Here is a 19,274-nt window from a genome sequence, read left to right on the forward strand (position 1 = left end):
CAAAGGTTCAGAGTGGAGGATAGCGGGTGAGCGACGGCAGCACGGCAAGCGAAATCTATATCGGTCTGGGCGGCGGCGGTGCGGCCGATGGCCCGCGCCAGTCGCTCGTGCTGAAACGTGCGAACCGTCACGGGTTGATCGCGGGTGCGACCGGCACCGGCAAGACGGTGACGCTGCAGGGCCTTGCCGAGGGCTTTTCGGCGGTCGGCGTCCCGGTGTTCGTCGCCGATGTGAAGGGCGACCTTGCCGGCATGGCGATGGCGGGCAGCCCGACGTCGAAGATGCACGAAATCTTCGCCGCGCGCGCGGCCGAGATCGGCGACAGCGAATGGGCGTATCGCGATAATCCGGTGATCTTCTGGGACCTGTTCGGCGAACAGGGGCACCCCGTTCGCACGACGATTTCCGAAATGGGGCCGCTGCTGCTCGCGCGGCTGATGGGACTCAACGAAGTGCAGGAAGGCGTGCTCGCGATCGCCTTCCGCATCGCGGACGAACAGAATCTGCTGCTGCTCGACCTCGGCGATCTGCAGGCGATGCTGATGTGGTGCGCCGAAAATGCCGACGAGCTGACGACCAAATATGGCAATGTGTCAAAGGCGACCGTGGGTACGATCCAGCGCCAGTTGCTGACGCTCGAAAGCCAGGGCGGCGCGAACTTCTTCGGCGAACCCGCGCTCGACATTCAGGACATGATCCGCTGCGACGAGAATGGCCGCGGCTATGTGAACATCCTCGCCGCCGACAAGCTGATGGCTAGCCCCAAACTTTACGCGACCTTCCTGCTCTGGCTGCTCAGCGAGATGTTCGAGACGCTTCCCGAGGTCGGCGATCCCGACAAGCCAAAGCTCGTCTTCTTCTTCGACGAGGCGCATCTGCTCTTCGACGACGCGCCGCCCGCGCTCGCCGAGAAGATCGAGCAGGTCGTGCGCCTGATCCGCTCGAAAGGCGTCGGCGTCTATTTTGTCACGCAGAACCCGATCGACATTCCCGAGGATGTTGCGGGCCAGCTCGGCAACCGCGTCCAGCATGCGTTGCGGGCCTTCACCCCGCGCGACCAGAAAGCCGTGAAGGCGGCCGCCGAAACCTTCCGCCCGAATCCCAAGATCGATGTCGCGCGCGAGATCACCGAACTCAAGGTCGGCGAGGCGCTCGTCTCGCTGCTGATGCCCGACGGCGCGCCGTCGCCGGTCGAACGCACGCTGATCAAGCCGCCGTGCTCGCGCGCCGGCCCGCTCGACGCCAAGGAGCGCGCGATCATCAAGTCGATCTCGCCGGTCGAAGGCAAATATGACACCGCCGTCGATCGCGAGAGCGCCGAGGAATTGCTCGCCGCCAAGGCCGAACAGGCACAAGCTGCCGCCGTCGAAGCAAAGGCGCAGGTCGAAGCCGACAAGCAGGCCGCGATCGCCGCCAAGGAAGAAGCCAAGCTGAAGGTCGCCCAAGAGAAGGAGCGGCTCCGGCTCGAAAAAGCCGCGGCGCGCGAGGCGGCCAAGCCCTCGATGACCGAAAAGATGGTCCAGTCGGCGGCGCGCTCGGCCGCGACAAGCCTTGGCCGGCAGGTCGCGGGCAAGTTCGGCGGGCAGTTGATGCGCGGGATATTGGGCAGCCTCTTTAAATGAGCGAAGCCGATGCCGCGGCGATGGAAGCGAGCCTGCTCGCCGTCGCCGACGCCGGCATCGACATTCGCCATACGCTGTTCGACCGCTTCTTCGCCGCCTACCCCGAGCGCCGCGCCACTTTCCTGGTGGTCGACGCCTCGTCGCGGCGAATGACCGACGAAACGCTCCAGATGATGTTTGGCCTCGCGAAGGAAGAGGGCTGGGTGTGGCCGCTGGTGACCGAGCTGGTGCACACACATCGGGCCTATGGCCCGTTACCGATCGCCGAATATGACGCCTTCATCGACATGACGGTCGTTGAACTGGGCATCGCGGTCGGGCCGGCGTGGAGCGGCGACTGTGCCGCGGCCTGGCAGCGCCGCGCCGACGAATTGAAAGTGATGATCCGGCGCGCCCGCGCCGAATGGCAGACGGCGCTGCCCGATCCGGGGACCGCGCTCTGATCGGTTGCCTTTTGCCACTCGACTCGGGGTGCGAGTTGCGGCAGCTTCGCCCTCAATGACAAAACCGATATTGCCTGGAGAGGTAGCCGCCGCCGTTGTCGACCCCGTCGCATACGGCCAATGGGACCCGCTGCACGAGCAGCTCGCCTGGGCGCGCGCCAACGCGCCGCTGGCGGTCGCCGAGAATCACGATCACGATCCGTTCTGGCTCGTCAGCCGCCACGCCGACATCATGGCGATCAGTCGCGATCCCCAGCGGTTCGCGAACGGCATCCGCCCGACGGTGCTGACCAACCGCGACGGCGAGGCGCTGGCGCGCGCCGCGACCCCGAACAACGACGGCCATCTGATCCGCTCGCTGGTTCAGATGGATGCGCCCGACCATATGAAATACCGGCTGCTGACCCAGAGCTGGTTCATGCCCAAGAATCTCAAGATCGTCGAAGAGCGCATCCGGCAGATCGCGCGCGAGACCGTCGAACATATGCTCGCGCAGGGCGGGGAATGCGATTTCGCGCGCGACGTCGCCGCGCATTATCCGCTGCGCGTCATCATGGACATCCTGGGCGTACCGCCCGAGGACGAGCCGCGCATGCTGATGCTGACGCAGCAATTGTTCGGCCCGACCGATCCCGAGCTGAACCGCAGCCGCGAGGCTATCACCAGCGCCGAGCAGGCGATCGCGATGCTCGATTATGTCATCGCCGATTTCACGCAATATTTCGGCGCGCTCACTGCCGACCGCCGCGCCAACCCGCGCGAGGATATCGCGACGGTGATTGCCAATGCGACGATCAATGGCGAGCAGATCCCCGACCGCGAGATGTCGGGCTATTATATGATCGTTGCGACCGCGGGGCACGACACGACGAGCGCCTCGACTGCGGGGGCGATCATGGAGCTGGCAAAGAACCCGGCAATGTTCGAACGTTTCCGTTCCGCCGACAGCGACAAGGCGGGACTGATCGAGGAAGCGATTCGCTGGACGACGCCGGTCCAGCATTTCATGCGCAGCGCTAAAGAGGATGTCGAGATCGGCGGCCAGACGATCCGCGCGGGCGACTGGCTGATGCTCAACTATGTCTCGGGCAATCGCGACGAGGACGTGTTCGGGGCGCCGTTCGCATTCGACCCCGATCGCGAGAAGAATCAGCAGATCGCCTTTGGCTTCGGCGCGCATGTCTGCCTCGGGCAGCATCTTGCGCGCATGGAAATGCGCATCCTGATGGAGGAGCTGCTGCCGCGGCTGAAAACCCTCGAGCTTGCGGGCGAACCCGCGCGCGTCGAATCGGTATTCGTCGGCGGATTGAAGCGCCTGCCGATCCGCTTCGAGACGGCCTAGCCCGATCTCAGGCGGGGTCGAAGACGGAACAAATGCGTATCAGTGTAACTCACCGCGCCGATGCCGCCGTTGCCGGTTAAACTCTTTCGCTCGGAAAGAAACGCGCGACAACGTCGCTTGCGAGTCTTGCGGGACGCAATGTTTCGGCGTCGATGCAGCACCAGCTCGATTTTACCTCGGCGAGCACTTCCTCGCCGCGCTTGATAATCGTTTCGTAAAAGGCGCGCGCGCCCTGAACCTTTTCGAGGATCACGGTCGCGATGACCTGATCGTCGAGGAACGCGGGGCGACGGTAGGTGATCTCGTGCTTGAGCGCGACCCACAGATGCGCCGCGACCGCGTCGGGCGGCGCGATGTGGCGCCAGTGCGCAAGCACGGCTTCCTGCACCCAGCTCAGATAATGGGCGTTGTTGACATGCCCCATGAAATCGATCTGGTCGGCACCGACTTTGATGTCGTGATCATGCGGGAGCGAGGCTACGGTCATATCGCTGACACTAGTGTCAACATTTCATGACGGAAAGGTGAAATTCCGGCTGCTTCAGTAGAAATATCGCCTAGCCGCGCCCGCGATAGGGTGCGACGCCCTGATCGGGCAGCCACAGGCCTGTGGGCGGCGCGCTCGACTGCCAGAAGACATCGATCGGGATGCCGCCGCGCGGATACCAATAGCCGCCGATGCGCAGCCAGCGGGGCTGCATTTCGTCGAACAGGCGGCGGCCGATGCCGACGGTGCAATCCTCATGAAAGCCGGCATGGTTCCGGAACGAGCCGAGGAACAGCTTGAGGCTCTTCGATTCGACGATCGTTTCGCCCGGCGCATAGTCGATGACGAGATGCGCGAAGTCGGGCTGGCCAGTCACCGGGCACAGCGAGGTAAATTCGGGCGCGGCGAAGCGAACGAGGTAGAGTTCGCCTGCGCGCGGATTGGGGACATAGTCGAGGACGGCGGCCTCGGGAGCGGCAGGAAGTTCGCTGGACTGGCCGAGATGTTTCGGCGCCAGCGGCGGGGGGCTGGAATCGGTCATGGAAAGGCTCTAGTGCGCAGCGCGGCCGATGTCACCGATCTCGTTGGATGGAAGCGGCCGGGTTCAGCGCCAATTCAGCGGCGCCGCGCCAGGGAAAACAGGTCAAGGTCGCGGAAACAGAATGACGAACGGACGAAAGGGGCTGGGAAGCAAGGCGGCATCGCTGCCGCTTATGGCGCTCGCGCTGTCGACGGCGGGCGTTTCGCCCGCGCTTGCACAGGACACGTCGCCGGCGCCTTCCTCTTCGCGTCCGCTCGATTTCCGTCTGCCTCCTCCCGCCGACGAGGGACGAACGCCGGGCGTGCAGGGCCCGTCGGACAATGGCTTGCCGCCGGTTGCGCCGGGCGATCGGCGCGGACAGCCCACGCCAACCCCCGCACCGACGCCGGTGCAGCCTGCTACCCCGCCGCGTGTGACGCCGACGCAGCCTGGGCCGGTGACGACGCCCGCGCCAGGACCGGCCCGTCGCGATGCACCCGCAACGGCATCCTCGCGCACCGCGCCGGCGCCGGACGCCCCCGCGCCGGCACTTCCCACCGCGACCGAAGGCTCGGCGCTGCCGCCGCTCGACTCGACAGCAACACCTGCCGCGCCCGCTACAAGCGCGGCCCCGGCCCCGACGGACGAGGCATCGTCGGCCGCCGCGCCTGCGGCCGCGTCATCGGGCACGCCGCTTTGGGCATGGCTGCTCGCCGCGCTGGCCGCGCTCGGTGTCGGTTTCTGGTACTGGCGCCGCCGTGCGGCGCTCGCAGGTCCGGCCGCCGATGACATCGAGGAAGCGCCGCGTCCCGTCGCGCCGCGCCCTGCGACTCGCGTGGCCGCACCGCCGCCGAGGCCCACCGCACCCCCGCCGCCGCGCCCCGCGGCCCCGCAACCGGCGCGCGCGCCATCGCCGCAGCCCGAGCCGCAGGCCGCGCACCCGCTGGTCACCCGCGCCGCGGGCGAGCAGCGTGCTGTTGTCGGCATGGCGCTCGATATCCGCAGCATCCGCTTTGCGGCCGATCATGTCGCGGTCGGCTTCGCGCTCAACCTGCTCAATCAGGGGACGGTGCCCGCGACGGGTCTGATGGTCCGCATTGCGCTCAATCAGGGCTCGGCGATGACCGAGCCGGTGCTCGCCCGCTTCTTCGACGGCGCGGGCGGCAGCGTGCTGCGCGACGATATGGTGCTTGGCGCCGGCGCGGGCGAAGAATTGTCGACCGAAGTGATGTTGCCGCGCGCGGCGATCGAGCCGCTGATGATCGGCGGCAAGCCGGTGCTCGTCCCCGTCATCGCGCTCGACGTCACCTATCATTGGGACGGCGAGGGCGAGGCGTTTGGCCAAAATGCCGGCAGTTTCGTGCTCGGCCGTGAACAGGGCGCGAGCGGGAGCGAAAAGCTCGCGCCGCTGCCACTCGACCGCGCCTCCTACAATGTCGATCGCCCCGGCGCGCGCGCGACGGCAATCAAGCGCGCGCAATAGTTTGGCTCAAAACGGCACTGCTTTTTTGTTGCGGTGCAGCATCGGCTGAGGCAGGACTGACCGCGCTTGAAAAAGCGCAGGTGGGGGCATAGGCTTGTTGTCCCCAGGAATAGAGCCACAGCAGGATGGCCGGGCGAGGAACTGGCAAACAGGTTCCCGACCGGTCGCAACAGGAGCATGACATGGACGCCTTGGTCTCAACCGACTGGCTGGAACGCGAACTGGGGGCATCGGACCTGCGGGTCGTCGATGCGACGAAGTTTCTCGCCGACGAAGGGCGCGACGCGCGCGCTGAATATGAGACGGGGCATATCCCCGGCGCGGTCTTCATGGACCTGGCCGAACTGACCGATCCGTCGAGCGATATCGACAATATGGCACCGCAGGCCGAAAAATTCGCGAGCCGCATGCAGTCGCTCGGGCTCGGCGATGGCAGCCGCATCGTGCTGTATGACGACAGCCCGCTGAAGAGCGCGGCGCGCGCATGGTGGCTTCTGAAACTGTTCGGCGCGCATGATGTGGCGCTGCTCGACGGCGGCCTCGCCAAGTGGAAGGCCGAAGGCCGCGCGCTCGAAATGGGCAAGCAGACGCTGCGCCACCGTCATTTCACCGTATGGCGTGATGCCAAGGCGGTGCGCACCAAGGACCAGATACTCGCAAACCTAGACAGCGGCGCTGAACAGCTTGTCGATGCGCGTCCCGCGGCGCGCTTCACCGGCGAGGAGCGCGATCCGCGCGCCGGCGTCGCACCGGGCCATATCCCGAATTCGCGCAGCCTGCCGCACAGCCAGCTGTTCAACGCCGACGGCACGTGGAAGCGTGGCGACGATCTGAAGGCCGCGTTCGACGCCGCCGGGGTCGATCTCGACAAACCGCTCGTCACGACCTGCGGCAGCGGCATGACCGCGACCGTGGTCGCATTCGGCGCGCACCTGCTCGGCAAGGAAGATGTCGCGGTCTATGACGGCAGCTGGACCGAATGGGGCGCCGATCCCGCGACCCCCAAGGCGACCGGCGCGGCCTGACGCGACGACCGGCCGAACCTCCCTTCGTCGGAGGGTGGATTTTGGCCGGTGCTCCGCTAACAAGGCGGGGATGAACAACAGCGACGATGAAAACCTCCGCCCTGCCACGAAACTCGTGCAGGGCGGGCGGCGTCCCGAATGGACCGGCGACCCGCGGCTCGGCGGCGGTGTCGTCAATCCGCCGGTGTGGCGGGCCTCCACAATCCTCTACGACAATATCGCCGACCTGAAGGCGCGCGGCCATGCGACGCACGACAAGCTTTATTACGGCCGGCGCGGGACGCCGACGGTGTGGGCGCTCGCCGATGCGCTGACGCAGATGGAGCCGGGGGGCGAGGGCACCTTGCTCTACCCGTCGGGGGTTGCGGCCAATTCGGCGGGGCTCCTCGCGCTGCTGTCGCCGGGCGATCACCTGTTGATGGTCGACAGCGCCTATGAACCGACGCGCGCCTTCTGCAACGGCATGCTCGCGCGCATGGGCGTCGAGACGACCTATTATGATCCTCTCGTCGGTGCCGCGATCGCCGATCTGATCCGGCCCGAAACCAAGCTGATCTTCCTCGAATCGCCGGGCAGCCTGACCTTTGAAGTGCAGGACATCCCCGCAATCGTCGCGGCCGCGCGCGAACGCGGCGTGCTGACGATGCTCGACAACACCTGGGCGACGCCCTTGCTCTTTCCGGCGATCGCGCACGGCATCGACGTGACGATGATGAGCCTTACCAAATATGTCGGCGGGCACAGCGATGCGATGATGGGTTCGCTGACGGCGACGAGGGCGGTGTGGCCGCGGCTGCGCCAGGCGGCGTATCAGCTTGGCCAGGCGGTTTCGCCCGACGATTGCGCGCTGATGCTGCGCGGGCTGCGCACGCTCGATGTGCGGATGCAGCGACATGGCGAAAGCGGTCTCGCCATCGCGAATTGGCTCGCGGCGCGTCCGGAGGTCGGCCGCGTGCTACATCCCGCGCTGCCCGGCGATCCGGGCCATGCCATCTGGTCGCGCGATTTTGGCGGGACCAGCGGACTGTTCGGCTTCACCTTGAAAGGCGTCGACGAGACGGCACGGACGCGCTTTATCGATTCGCTGGCGCATTTCGGCATCGGCTTCAGCTGGGGCGGTTATGAAAGCCTCGTCGTGCCCAGCGATCCGCCGTCGATTCGCACCGCGACCATATGGACCGACCCCGATCCGCTCGTCCGCCTGTCGATCGGGCTCGAAGATCCGGCCGACCTGATCGCCGACCTAGAACGCGGCTTTGCCGCGATATGAGTGCCAGCGACAATATCAGCGACGGGGTTGCCCGTGCGGTCGAGGTGATGAAGGCGATCGGGATCGACGTCGGTTCATATCGCCTGTCGCTCTACGGTCTGTTCTCGACGCTGGTCGTCGCCGTGTTGCTCTACGTCGCGGTGCGGCTGTTGATGCGCGGGATAAAGTGGCTGCTCCGCCGCAATACCCAGATCGACGCGACCCAGCGGCTGCTCACCGAAAAGCTGATCGCGATCGCGCTGTTCGTCTTTGCGATGCTGTTCGGCATCGACCTGCTCGGTATCGACCTCACCGCGCTTGCGGTCTTTTCGGGCGCCGCGGGCCTCGCGATCGGCTTCGGCCTGCAAAAGACCGTCGGCAATCTGATCGCGGGAATCATCCTGCTGATGGATCGGTCGATCAAGCCCGGCGACATCGTCGTGGTCGGCGACGGCAGCGCCATGGGTGGAACGACGCTGCCGGGCGGGATGCCGAACGTCGGGCGTGTCGCCCGGATCGGGGTGCGCGCGGTCAACGTCATCACCCGCGACGGCAAGAAGCATCTGATTCCGAACGAGCTCTTGATGACCCAGCCAGTCGAAAACTGGAGCTATGCGAGCCCCGAAGTGCGTGTGCGGATGCGCGTGCCGGTCGGTTACGGCTGCGACCTGCGGCTGGCCCAGCGGCTGATGATCGAAGCGGCGACAACCAACCCGCGCATTTTGAACGAGCCCGAACCCGCGGTATGGATCACCGCATTCGGCGAGCGCGCGGTCGAGCATGAGCTACGTTACTGGATTTCGGACCCCGAAGCAGGGCTCGGCAATATTCAGGGCGAGGTGTTTCTGGGGATATGGGACCGCTTCAAGGAAGCCGGGATCGCCATTCCCTATCCGCGACAGGACGTGCGGATTATCGGGGCGCCGGACGAAAGCCCGGCGCCCGCGGACAGCGATTAGTAGCCGGTCGCTTTTGCGCGTTCGATGCATTCGACGATGATGCGCTTGGCCTCATCGACATCGCCCCAGCCATTGAGCTTTGCCCATTTGCCGGGCTCAAGATCCTTATAGTGGGTGAAGAAATGCTCGATCTGTTGCAGCACGATCGGCGGCATGTCGGTGTAGCTCGCGACGTCGGCATAATAAGGGAAGGTCTTGTTGACGGGGACGCACAGCAGCTTTTCATCGCCGCCGGCATCGTCCTCCATCATCAGCACCCCGATCGGACGGCATTTCACCACCGCGCCCGCGACGATCGGTGAGCGCGCGACGACCAGCGCGTCGAGCGGATCGCCATCTTCGCCCAGCGTGTGCGGCACGAAACCATAGTTCGCGGGATAGCGCATCGGGGTGTGGAGGAAGCGGTCGACGAACAGCGCGCCCGATGCCTTGTCGAATTCATATTTCACCGGCTCGCCGCCGATCGGCACTTCGATCAGGACATTCAGGCTGTCGGGCGGGCTGTCGCCGGCGGGAATCAGGTCGATGCGCATGGGAGAATGGAATCCTTTTGTTTTTAGAATCGCGGGCGCCTTTAGCGCCCGATGGCCCGTAAAGTCGAGCGCGAAGGCAAATCTCCTCCCTGTGGCGAAGCCATGGGGAGGTGGCAGCTGGAACGGCTGACGGAAGGGCTATGGCGCGACGTGGCGGCCCCTCCACCCCTCGCTTCGCGAGCGGTTCCCCTCCCCATCGCTGCGCGACAGGGCGGATTTATAGCTGCCGTTTCGGTGCAAACAGCCGATCGAACCAGTCGGGGCCACTGCCGGTTTTTTCAAGGTGCGGCCAGCGCAGCCCGCCATGATAATCGATCTCGACCTGGCGATAGCGCCCGCCGCGTTCGACAAGCAGGCGGACCGGCGTCTTGCCGTCGGTCGCGGCGCGAATCGCACTTTCCATCCGCTCGCGGTTATAGCTCAGCCCTTCGACCGCGACGATTTTCGTGCCGTTGACGATGTCCGCCTTGAAAGCGGGGCCGTCCCACAGAATGGCGGTCGCGATGCCGTCCTTGTCGACGGTCATTCCCAGCGAATGGGTCAGGTCGGCGTTTTTGGCCTGCGCCATGCGGTCGCGGTCATAAACATTCGGCGCGTCGCGCCACACGAGGCGATACCCCGCACGCTCAATGCCGCCGGTGGGCGCCGGTTGACCGCTCGCCTGCATATGTTCGCGCAGGAAGCCAGCCCAGTCATAGGGATGGACCGCGTTCAGCGCCGCGACGACATCGTCGAAATCATAGCTGTCCTGCCCCCAATCCCCCTCGCGCCCGCCAAAAAAGGCGCGCGCGAAATCGTCGAGGCTTTTGGCATTGTTCGTCGACGTGCGGATCATCATGTCCGCCTCAAGCCACATCAGCGACCCTTCGTTGTAGTAATCCTCGCTCCGCGACCAGCTCGCGAAAGGCTTGGGTTTGCGCGCCGCGATGATCGGGTCGAGCGTCGTATCCTCGACCGATCGCCATGCCCGCCCCGGCTGGACGCTATAGTTGCCGACGTTCGTCGCCCATTCGGCGAGGATCATCTCCTTCGACTGCATCCCCGACCGGCCGGCGATGACGAGATCCCAGAAACTCGTCTGGCCTTCGTAAACCCACAGCAGATTGTCCTGCATCGGTGTGCGATAATCGGGGGTCCACATCTTGTCGGGGCGGCGATATTTGCCGTTCCAGCTGTGCGTCAGCTCGTGGGGAAGCAGCCCGCGCTCGCTGTCATTGTCGTTCCATTTGGTGAAATAGTCGGGGTTGCGGCTGTTCTCGCTACTGCGATGATGTTCGAGCCCGATGCCACCCAGCTCGTCGGTGAGCGCGAGCAAAAATTCATAGCGGTCGAAATGCCGGACCCCGAACAGCGCGATCGCCTCGGACACCAGGGCGCCGTGGCGCGCGATATGGTCGGGGCTCGCCTCGAGATATTTGGCCTCATCGGCGACGACGTTCAGCGTCACCTTGTTGCCCAAATCCCATTTGCGGAAATATTTGCCGGCGAACATCGGGCTGTCGACCAGCACTTCGTAATTGGTCGGAGCAAAGCTGTAGCGGTTGCCGGAGACTTTCAGGCCGTCGAGCGCCGATGCGCCGGTCCAGCCATCGGGCAGCGTCACTTCGAGCTGTACCGGAATCCCTCGCGTGAAATAGCCCGCAGGATACAGGCTGACCTGTTCCCATTGCAGATTCATCATCGCGGAGGTTGCCACGACCCGACCTTCGCTCGTGCGGGTGGGCGACAGGAAATCGAAGGCGACATCGATGCTTTTCGTGCCCGCGGGCACATCGATGTCAAAGGCATAGACGTCGGTCGGCTGACGCGTCCAGACGAGGGGCTTGCCGCCTGCGCTCGCCTTGAACCCTGCAACCTCCGCGATTGCGCCACGCGGGGCATGCTTGCCGGGCAGCCATTCTGGATAGAGCAGCGTCAGCTTGCCCGACTTCGCTACCGGGATCGTCTGGCGGACATGAAAGATGCCGCGCGCAAAGTCGGTCGCGTCGACTTTCAACTGCATCGTGCCGGGATAGGGCCGGTCGGCGGGCAGCGGGATAGTCAGCGGTTGGACCACCGGCTGCGGCCGGCTGTTGCCTTCCTGCGCATAAGCGGCAGGGGCGGTAAGGAGGAAGAGCGCGGGTGCGACGAACAGGGCATTTCTCATGACCATTTCTCTGCCCCCAAATGGCCGTGAGGTCCAGCGAACGCTCTGCAAGCGCCCTTTGCCTTTCGACGAAAAACCATTAGACGCCGCGGCCATGAGCAAGGACAAACCCGCGAAAATCCCGACCCCGCAGGCCGTGCGCGGCACCCAGGACATGCTGGGCGATTTTGCCGACCGGTTTCAGCACGTCGTCGACACCTTCGACCGCGTGCGCCGTCTCTATGGCTACAAGCGCATCGAAGTGCCGGTGATCGAGCCGACCGCGGTATTCGCGCGGTCCTTGGGCGAGACGACCGATGTGGTGTCGAAGGAAATGTACTCGTTCGAGGATCGCGGCGGCGAATCGATCACGCTACGTCCCGAATTCACCGCGGGCATCGCACGCGCGTACATCACCAATGGCTGGCAGCAGTTCGCGCCGCTGAAGGTCGCGACGCACGGCCCGCTGTTCCGCTACGAGCGCCCGCAAAAGGGACGCTACCGCCAGTTTCATCAGCTCGACGCCGAAGTGCTCGGCAGCGACAGCCCGCTCGCCGATGCTGAGCTTCTGGTGTTCGCCGACCAACTCCTGAAAGAGCTTGGCATCAAAGAGGGCGTGACGCTGACGTTGAACACGCTCGGCGATGCGGATAGCCGTAATCGCTGGCGTGCGGCGTTGATCGAGCACTTCCGGGCTCACAGCACATATCTGTCGGAGGAGAGCCAAATCCGATTGCAGGTTAACCCGCTGCGGATTTTGGACAGCAAGGATCGCGAAGATCAGAAGATTGTCGAAATGGCGCCGGGGATCGACGCCTATCTGACGGCAGAAGCTCAAGATTTCTTCGGCGCGGTCACGGCCGGCCTGAACGCGGCAAACGTAAAGTGGGAACGTAATGCAAAGCTCGTTCGAGGCTTGGACTATTATCGCCATACGGCGTTTGAATTCATCACCGACCGCCTCGGCGCGCAGGGCACCGTGCTCGGTGGCGGACGCTATGACGGGCTCATCGAAAATCTCGGCGGACCGCCGACGCCGGCCGTGGGATGGGCGGCGGGAATTGAGCGATTGGCGATGTTGGTGGGCGACCAAGGCGAAGAGCTACTCACAGAAAACGAGGCTTTAAGGCCAGATCTCGTGGTCTTTACGGAATATAACGATCTTAATCCTTTGGCGTTTGAAATCACCGGACTCATCAAAAACTTCCCTTACGGGCCTAAGAGGAAGCCGCTCCGGACAGAGTTTTGTTACTTTGGATCGCGAAAGACTCGATATTCGAAAGCCAAAGCGACAGGAGCGTGGCGCGGATTGTCAGTTGAACCTTATGACGATGCCCTGTGTGTTGTCCGCTTGCGAGACCTGAACGTTACCGGCGAACGGCCGATGCGGAGCAAGGTAGGAGAAGCTTTGTCGAGCAGGTTTGATTTGAAGGCGAAGCGAATAGCGAATGCTTATTCGTGGGTATTGCTAAGCCGAAAATAGGGTCGTCACCCCGGACTTGATCCGGGGTCCAGACGACACCGGCGGCAATGGATCCCGGATCAAGTCCGGGATGACGAAGATTTGAAGTGACAGCGAGTAGATGACCAACGTTTCCGAACGCCAGATCGACGCGATCATCGAACGTCATGCCGCGCTTCAGGCGCGCATGGCGACGGGCGATATGGCGCCTGCCGATTTTGTTGCGGCTTCGAAGGAGTTTGCCGAGCTGGAGCCCGTCGCCACCGCGGCGCGCGAAGTCGTGCGCCTGCGCGGCGAACTCGCCGCGTTGACCGAGATGCTCGCCGATCCTGAAATGAAGGCGATGGCGGCCGAAGAAATCGCTGAGGTCGAGGATGCTTTGCCCGCTGCCGAGCATGATCTTGCGATCAAGCTGCTTCCCAAGGATGTCGCCGACGAACGTGCCGCGATGCTCGAAATCCGCGCCGGCACCGGCGGCGACGAGGCGGCGCTGTTCGCGGGCGATCTGCTCCGCATGTACAGCCGCTTCGCCGACGGCCAGGGCTGGAAGGTCGAAATCATCTCGGCGAATGAGGCCGAAATGGGCGGCTATAAGGAAGTCGTCGCGTCGGTGACGGGGCAGGGCGTGTTCGCCAGGCTCAAGTTCGAAAGCGGCGTGCACCGCGTCCAGCGCGTCCCCGCGACCGAGAGCCAGGGCCGCATCCATACCAGCGCTGCGACCGTCGCGGTACTGCCCGAGGCCGAGGAAGTCGATGTCGCGATCAACGACAGCGACCTCAAGATCGACATCTATCGCGCGTCGGGCGCCGGCGGGCAGCACGTCAACACGACCGACAGCGCGATCCGCATCACCCATATCCCCAGCGGCCTCGTCGTGATCCAGCAGGACCAGCGCAGCCAGCACAAGAATCGCGCGAAGGCGATGGGGGTGCTGCGCACGCGGCTTTATGAGCTGGAGCGCGCGAAGATTCACGACGCCGAGGCATCGGCGCGCAAGTCGATGGTCGGGTCAGGCGACCGGTCCGAACGCATCCGCACCTATAATTTTCCGCAAGGGCGCGTGACCGACCATCGCATCAACCTGACGCTCCACCGCCTTCCCGAAATATTGGAAGGCGCGATGGACGAGTTGATCGATGCACTGATCGCCGAGGATCAGGCGCAGCGGCTGGCAGGGCTGGGTGACTGACGTCGCGGCGGCGCTGCGCGATGCGGCGCAGCGACTGGCGGCGGTGTCGGATACGCCGCGCCTCGATGCCGAATTGCTGATGGCGCACGCGCTGGACACCGATCGACAGGCGGTCTTGCTCGATCCTTCGCGGTTCACCGTTCCCGATCGTTTCGCCGAACTTGTGGCGTTTCGGATGACGCACGCGCCGATCGCCTATATTCTGGGCTACCGCGATTTCTGGACGGTTCGCATCGGGGTTGGCCCCGGCGTCCTGATCCCGCGGCCCGACAGCGAAACACTGATCGACGCCGCCGTTGCCCATTTCGGCGCCAAGGGTCCGGAGCGCATCCTCGACCTTGGAACCGGACCCGGTACGCTGCTTTATGCGGCGCTCAGCGAGTGGCCCGCGGCCCGCGGCCTCGGCGTCGATGCCAGCCGTATCGCGCTCGACTATGCGAACGAAAACGCGCTGGCGCTCGGACTGGAAGGGCGGACCGAGCTGATGCTGGGCGATTGGGGCGCGCAAGTCGCGGGTCAGTTCGACCTCATCCTCTGCAATCCGCCCTATATCGCCGACAGCGAAAAACTGATGCCCGATGTCGCCGATCACGAGCCGTCGGGCGCGCTTTTTGCCGGCGCCGACGGCCTCGACGATTACCGCCGCATCATCCCCGATTTGCCGCGTCTCTTGGCTCCCGGCGGCGCCGCGATCCTTGAAATCGGGGCGACGCAGCATATGTTGGTCAGGCATCTCGCCGAAGCCGCGGGATTTGAAGTCGCCTGCACCCAGGATATGGGCGGGCGCGACAGAGCGCTGACGCTGACCCGCGCCTGACACGCCCACACGAATTTTCTTGGTTTCCGCCGCAAAGCGCGGTAGGGGCGGCTCACAGGCCTGATCGGGGTCCCTTTGGCGGTGCGAACAGCATCGATACTGGTCCGACTGGTCTGCTTCCCACTTACGATGCTGGTGCGGGACCGTGGGGTTCGGCGCAAGCGGTAAAGGGCAAGGCCGCGCAAGGAGCGCGGGCACGACGCGCAGACAAGCGCAGTCGGCCAAAAGGGGTTGGCGTAGCTTATTAGCTTATCGACAGGATGTCTCAGTTGAACATGAACAACCGACAGAACGGTCGCCGTCGCGGCCGTAACAACAACGGCAGCAACAATAACAATCGTCCGCAATCGGGTGGCGGTCGGGGTGGGGTCGATCAGGCCAACCGCATCGACAGCCGTGCGCGCGGCAACGGCGCCCAGATGATCGAGAAATATCGCAACCTGGCGCGCGACGCGCAGCTTGCGGGTGACCGGGTCCAGACCGAATATTATCTGCAGTTCGCCGACCATTATTTCCGCGTTGTGAGCGATTTCCGCGCCCGTCAGGACGAAAAGAACGCCCAGAACGGGCAGGACCGTGGTCCCGACCGCCAGCGCGAAATCCGCGGCGTCGAGGATTTCGACGGCCATGACGATACCGACAATGATATCGACACTGATCGTGACGACGGCGACAATGGCGACGACCGTGGTGAGCGGAATGATCGCGGGGACCGCAATGAGCGGAACGACCGCAATGATCGCGGCCCGCGCGACAACCGCGGCAATCGCGATGACGACAATCGCGGCAACCGCGAACCGCGCGGCAATCGCGACGATGACAATCGTGGCAACCGCCAGCCGGCACGCGTGCGTCCCGTCCGCAATCGCGACGAAGACGAAGCTCAGGGCGATCGGGCCGATCGCAGCGAAGCGCCCGTGCGCGAAGAAGTGGCCGAGCAAGAACCCGCCCCGCGTCCCGCACGCCGTCCGGCTCGCCGTCCGCGTCAGGACGATAGTGCCGACAATGGCAACGCAGGGATCGACACGGCGGTGCTTCCGCCCGCAATCGGTCGTCCGGAACGCGCTCCCGAAAGCGATGCGGCCGACGAGGCACCGGCTCCCAAGCCGCGCAAGCCGCGCCGTACGCTCGCGACGCGCAGCACCGATGTCGAAGCTGCCGAATAAGTCAGCGATTTCACGCTGGTTTTTCCGATTCGCATGACATAGCCTCCCCGCGGGATCACTCGCGGGGAGGTTTTTTATGCGCATCTTGGCAATGGCCTGTCTGCCGCTGCTCGTCGGCGGGGTGCCGTCTTCGGCTCTCGCGCAGGACGGCACGGCCGGCAATGCGCAGGGCGATGTCGCGGTCACCATCTATAATAATGGTCAGTCGCTGGTGCAGGACGACCGCCAGCTCAGCGTCACCGCCGGACGCAACCGCATCGAGTTCCCCGATGTATCGGCGCGCATCCGCCCCGAAACCGTGACGCTCTCGGGCCCCGGCATCGGTATCGTCGAACAGAATTTCGATTTCGACCTCCTCACCCCCGACAAATTGATGGACAAGGCGGTCGGCCAGTCGATCACGCTGGTCCGCACCAACCCCGCGACCGGCGCCGAACGCACCGAGCGCGCCAAGGTGCTCGCGGCGAACGGCGGCATCGTGCTGCAGATTGGCGAGCGGATCGAGGTGCTGCGCGACGACGGCTTGCCGGTGCGCGCGGTGTTCGACCGCCTGCCGCCCAATTTGCGCGCACGGCCGACGCTGTCGGTGACGGTCGATGCCGCCAGTGCCGGGACCATCCCGGCACGGCTCTCCTACCTCACGCCGAACCTTGGCTGGACCGCCGATTATGTCGCGCTGTTCGATGCGGCGAAGGGCGCGATGGATATCCAGGGCTGGGTCACGCTGACCAACAGCACGGGGACGACGTTCAGCAATGCGCGGACGTTGCTTGTCGCGGGCAACCCCGGCGGGGGTGGCGGCTTTCGTCAGATGACGGGCGCGATGGATGCGGCCGGGACCGAATCGAACGATCGCGAACGGCTCGGCGACTATTATCTCTATCCGCTGGCCCAGCGCACGACGATCGCCAACGCGCAGCAGAAACAGGTGAGCTTCCTCGACGTGAAGGGCGCGCCCGCGCGCTCGACCTATGAATATGTCAATCGCTGGCTCGGCAGCAACACCGAACCGGTGAGCACCGCGAGCGTGCTGCGTTTCTCGACCTCGCGGCAGGGCGGGCTGGGCGATCAGCTGCCTGCGGGCACGATTCGCGTTTATATGCGCGACGCGCGCGGCGATCCGCAGTTCATCGGCGAAAACGCCATCGGTCACACGCCGATGGGGTCGGCGATGTCGCTGCGCACCGGCGACGCCTTCGACGTGAAGGTCCAGCCGACCGTCGTGTCGCGTACCCGCAAGGGCGATTCGCGCTGGGTGACCAGGATGAAATACACCGTCACCAACGCGCGGCCGGCGCCGGTCACCGTGCTGCTCGCGCAGGACGGGCTGTATGGCGACGTGCGGATCAGCGACGAAAGCCTGAAGGGCGAGCGCATCTCGGCCGACCGGGTCGAATGGTCGGTGCCCGTGCCTGCGAACGGCAAGATCGATCTGACCGTCACATTCGATTCGCGTTACTGAGAACCACGTGATGCGGGCGTGGCCCCTGTTCACATGTCTCGCGGCGCTGCTGGCGCCGACGCCCTTGTTTGCGCAGGCTTCGACGCCAATCGCCGTATCGGCGAAAATCGACGACGCGGCCGTCACCGTCTATCGCGCGCCGTCGCGCGGCGGCGGGCCGATCAACCCGAACTGGCCGCAAGGTTTCGCTTTCATCACCGAAACGCGAACGGTCACGCTACCTGCAGGAACGTCGGTGCTCCGATTCGAAGGGGTCGCTGAAGGATTGCTTCCCGAAACGGCGGTGGTCAGCGGTTTGCCCGACGGCGTGGTCGAAAAGAATCGCGATGCGCGGCTGCTGTCGCCCGCCGGGCTGGTCGACGCCTATCTCAAGCGCAGCGTGACCTTGCGGCGTACGAGCCTCGCGACCGGCAAGGTCGTCGAACAGGATGCGGTGATCCAGTCGGGACCGGGCGGGGGGGTAATTCTCCAGACCGCGAACGGGGTCGAGGCGCTCGCCTGCTCGGGTTTGCCCGAACGCATGCTCTATCCCCGCGTCCCCAAGGATCTTTCGGCCAAGCCGACCTTGTCGGTGCTGGTGGAAAGCAAGTCCGCGCGGACGGTGAAGGTTCAATTGCTCTATCTGGCAGAGGGATTCGACTGGGCCGCCAATTATGTCGCCGATCGCGGCACCGACGGAAAGACGCTGGGCCTCACCGGCTGGATCACGGTCGCGAACGGCGGGGTCACGAGTTTCCCCGGCGCGCAGCTGAACGTCATCGCGGGGCGGCTGAACAAGATGTACAGCCCGCCGCTGCCGCGCAGCACGCCGGGACCGCTGGTCCTCAAATGCTGGCCGATGGATATCACCAGCACCCACCCTTTGTGGGAATTGCCGCCGATCATCGAGATCGAACAGAATTTCGACGGTATCGTGGCAGAGGAAGTGGTCGTTACTGCGCGGCGCCGCGACGCCAGAATGTATGCGATGGCCCCGCCGCCGCCGCCGCCTCCCGCCCCGCCCCCGCCGCCGGCCGAGGATTTGGGCGATCTTAAATTCTATCGCATCCCGTTCCGAGTCGATGTCTCGGCGAAGGGGCAGAAGCAGGTTGCATTGCTCGCGAAGGACAAGGTCGCGGTCGAACAGCTTTATGCGGCGACGCTCTATGATTTCATGGCGAACCGGCTTCAGCCCCTCTCCATGCAATTGCGGGTCCAGAACCGCGAGTCCGATGGCTTGGGACTCGCGCTGCCCGCGGGCGCGGTGACGATTTTCGAGACGATTGGCGGGCGGCGCTTGCTCGTCGGCGAAGCAAAGATCGGTGACAAGGCAAAGGACGAACGCGTCGATTATGACGTCGGCCTGAGCCCGGCGGTGCAGTACCGGACAGTTGTGCGGAATGACTCCGAT

At 64.7% G+C, this 19,274-nt stretch carries 17 protein-coding genes (1 of these 17 only partly in view); 13 read left to right on the plus strand and 4 right to left on the minus strand.

Features of this window, described 5'->3' with window-relative positions; all coding sequences use genetic code 11:
• Positions 1-26 precede the first annotated feature (26 nt).
• The 3 genes from AC3A43_RS10555 to AC3A43_RS10565 are packed head-to-tail and all read left to right on the plus strand — an operon-like array spanning position 27 to position 3,407.
• Complete coding sequence (locus tag AC3A43_RS10555) at positions 27-1,622, plus strand: helicase HerA-like domain-containing protein (protein WP_487792498.1); 1,596 nt, start codon at positions 27-29, stop codon at positions 1,620-1,622.
• On the plus strand, positions 1,619-2,065 hold the full coding sequence (locus AC3A43_RS10560) for a hypothetical protein (protein ID WP_487792499.1): 447 nt from the start codon (positions 1,619-1,621) through the stop codon (positions 2,063-2,065). Before AC3A43_RS10555 ends, AC3A43_RS10560 begins: the two co-directional genes overlap by 4 nt.
• A gap of 55 nt (positions 2,066-2,120) precedes the next feature.
• On the plus strand, positions 2,121-3,407 hold the full coding sequence (locus AC3A43_RS10565; RefSeq protein ID WP_487792500.1) for a cytochrome P450: 1,287 nt from the start codon (positions 2,121-2,123) through the stop codon (positions 3,405-3,407).
• 76 nt (positions 3,408-3,483) lie between these two features.
• Here the strand turns inward: AC3A43_RS10565 and AC3A43_RS10570 are convergent, their stop codons facing one another.
• Positions 3,484-3,894, minus strand: coding sequence for an acyl-CoA thioesterase (locus AC3A43_RS10570; protein WP_487792501.1), 411 nt, complete (start codon positions 3,892-3,894; stop codon positions 3,484-3,486).
• A gap of 70 nt (positions 3,895-3,964) precedes the next feature.
• On the minus strand, positions 3,965-4,435 hold the full coding sequence (gene queF / locus AC3A43_RS10575) for a preQ(1) synthase (RefSeq protein ID WP_487792502.1): 471 nt from the start codon (positions 4,433-4,435) through the stop codon (positions 3,965-3,967).
• A gap of 121 nt (positions 4,436-4,556) precedes the next feature.
• Between queF and AC3A43_RS10580 the strand changes: the two genes are divergently transcribed.
• From AC3A43_RS10580 to AC3A43_RS10595, 4 genes are all read left to right on the plus strand, one after another.
• On the plus strand, positions 4,557-5,897 hold the full coding sequence (locus AC3A43_RS10580) for a hypothetical protein (RefSeq protein WP_487792503.1): 1,341 nt from the start codon (positions 4,557-4,559) through the stop codon (positions 5,895-5,897).
• 182 nt (positions 5,898-6,079) lie between these two features.
• On the plus strand, positions 6,080-6,922 hold the full coding sequence (gene sseA, locus AC3A43_RS10585) for a 3-mercaptopyruvate sulfurtransferase (RefSeq protein ID WP_487792504.1): 843 nt from the start codon (positions 6,080-6,082) through the stop codon (positions 6,920-6,922).
• A gap of 70 nt (positions 6,923-6,992) precedes the next feature.
• Positions 6,993-8,192 carry a cystathionine beta-lyase gene (gene metC / locus AC3A43_RS10590; protein ID WP_487792505.1) on the plus strand — a complete coding sequence of 400 codons (1,200 nt, stop codon included), beginning with the start codon at positions 6,993-6,995 and terminating at the stop codon, positions 8,190-8,192.
• Positions 8,189-9,130, plus strand: a complete 942-nt coding sequence (locus tag AC3A43_RS10595) for a mechanosensitive ion channel family protein (RefSeq protein ID WP_487792506.1) — start codon at positions 8,189-8,191, stop codon at positions 9,128-9,130. The genes metC and AC3A43_RS10595 overlap by 4 nt, the downstream gene beginning before the upstream one ends.
• Here AC3A43_RS10595 and ppa read toward each other — a convergent pair.
• Complete coding sequence (gene ppa / locus AC3A43_RS10600; protein WP_487792507.1) at positions 9,127-9,663, minus strand: inorganic diphosphatase; 537 nt, start codon at positions 9,661-9,663, stop codon at positions 9,127-9,129. The two genes, AC3A43_RS10595 and ppa, sit on opposite strands and share 4 nt — an antisense overlap.
• A 217-nt stretch (positions 9,664-9,880) precedes the next feature.
• On the minus strand, positions 9,881-11,809 hold the full coding sequence (locus AC3A43_RS10605; RefSeq protein ID WP_487792508.1) for a M61 family metallopeptidase: 1,929 nt from the start codon (positions 11,807-11,809) through the stop codon (positions 9,881-9,883).
• A 94-nt stretch (positions 11,810-11,903) separates the two neighbouring features.
• On the opposite strand from AC3A43_RS10605, the gene hisS reads away from it, so the two are divergent.
• The 6 genes from hisS to AC3A43_RS10635 all read left to right on the plus strand — a co-directional run.
• The gene (hisS, locus tag AC3A43_RS10610; RefSeq protein WP_487793035.1) at positions 11,904-13,271 is read left to right on the plus strand and encodes a histidine--tRNA ligase; all 1,368 of its coding nucleotides are present in this window, start codon (positions 11,904-11,906) and stop codon (positions 13,269-13,271) included.
• A gap of 100 nt (positions 13,272-13,371) precedes the next feature.
• Positions 13,372-14,439: a peptide chain release factor 1 gene (gene prfA / locus AC3A43_RS10615; protein ID WP_487792509.1), complete on the plus strand. Its 1,068-nt coding sequence runs from the start codon at positions 13,372-13,374 to the stop codon at positions 14,437-14,439.
• Entirely contained in the window at positions 14,432-15,256 is an 825-nt protein-coding gene (prmC, locus tag AC3A43_RS10620) for a peptide chain release factor N(5)-glutamine methyltransferase (RefSeq protein ID WP_487792510.1), read from the plus strand. Before prfA ends, prmC begins: the two co-directional genes overlap by 8 nt.
• A 275-nt stretch (positions 15,257-15,531) precedes the next feature.
• The gene (locus AC3A43_RS10625; protein ID WP_487793036.1) at positions 15,532-16,422 is read left to right on the plus strand and encodes a DUF4167 domain-containing protein; all 891 of its coding nucleotides are present in this window, start codon (positions 15,532-15,534) and stop codon (positions 16,420-16,422) included.
• Between the two features lie 91 nt (positions 16,423-16,513).
• Positions 16,514-17,884 carry a DUF4139 domain-containing protein gene (locus AC3A43_RS10630; RefSeq protein ID WP_487793037.1) on the plus strand — a complete coding sequence of 457 codons (1,371 nt, stop codon included), beginning with the start codon at positions 16,514-16,516 and terminating at the stop codon, positions 17,882-17,884.
• Positions 17,885-17,894: 10 nt separating this feature from the next.
• Positions 17,895-19,274 carry the 5' portion of a DUF4139 domain-containing protein gene (locus AC3A43_RS10635; protein WP_487792511.1) on the plus strand. The gene runs 198 nt beyond the window's last position, so the window shows 1,380 of its 1,578 coding nt (coding positions 1-1,380); it begins with the start codon at positions 17,895-17,897; its stop codon lies off the right edge, out of view.

It is taken from the genome of Sphingopyxis sp. Soil_C_28, from assembly GCF_057657055.1.

Coding starts and splice junctions, on each gene's coding strand:
- AC3A43_RS10560 (WP_487792499.1), top strand. CDS start 1,619: ATGAGCGAAGCCGATGCCGCGGCGATGGAAGCGAGCCTGCTCGCCGTC.
- AC3A43_RS10565 (WP_487792500.1), top strand. CDS start 2,121: ATGACAAAACCGATATTGCCTGGAGAGGTAGCCGCCGCCGTTGTCGAC.
- AC3A43_RS10570 (WP_487792501.1), bottom strand. CDS start 3,894: ATGACCGTAGCCTCGCTCCCGCATGATCACGACATCAAAGTCGGTGCC.
- queF (WP_487792502.1), bottom strand. CDS start 4,435: ATGACCGATTCCAGCCCCCCGCCGCTGGCGCCGAAACATCTCGGCCAG.
- AC3A43_RS10580 (WP_487792503.1), top strand. CDS start 4,557: ATGACGAACGGACGAAAGGGGCTGGGAAGCAAGGCGGCATCGCTGCCG.
- sseA (WP_487792504.1), top strand. CDS start 6,080: ATGGACGCCTTGGTCTCAACCGACTGGCTGGAACGCGAACTGGGGGCA.
- metC (WP_487792505.1), top strand. CDS start 6,993: ATGAACAACAGCGACGATGAAAACCTCCGCCCTGCCACGAAACTCGTG.
- AC3A43_RS10595 (WP_487792506.1), top strand. CDS start 8,189: ATGAGTGCCAGCGACAATATCAGCGACGGGGTTGCCCGTGCGGTCGAG.
- ppa (WP_487792507.1), bottom strand. CDS start 9,663: ATGCGCATCGACCTGATTCCCGCCGGCGACAGCCCGCCCGACAGCCTG.
- AC3A43_RS10605 (WP_487792508.1), bottom strand. CDS start 11,809: ATGAGAAATGCCCTGTTCGTCGCACCCGCGCTCTTCCTCCTTACCGCC.
- hisS (WP_487793035.1), top strand. CDS start 11,904: ATGAGCAAGGACAAACCCGCGAAAATCCCGACCCCGCAGGCCGTGCGC.
- prfA (WP_487792509.1), top strand. CDS start 13,372: ATGACCAACGTTTCCGAACGCCAGATCGACGCGATCATCGAACGTCAT.
- AC3A43_RS10625 (WP_487793036.1), top strand. CDS start 15,532: ATGAACAACCGACAGAACGGTCGCCGTCGCGGCCGTAACAACAACGGC.
- AC3A43_RS10630 (WP_487793037.1), top strand. CDS start 16,514: ATGGCCTGTCTGCCGCTGCTCGTCGGCGGGGTGCCGTCTTCGGCTCTC.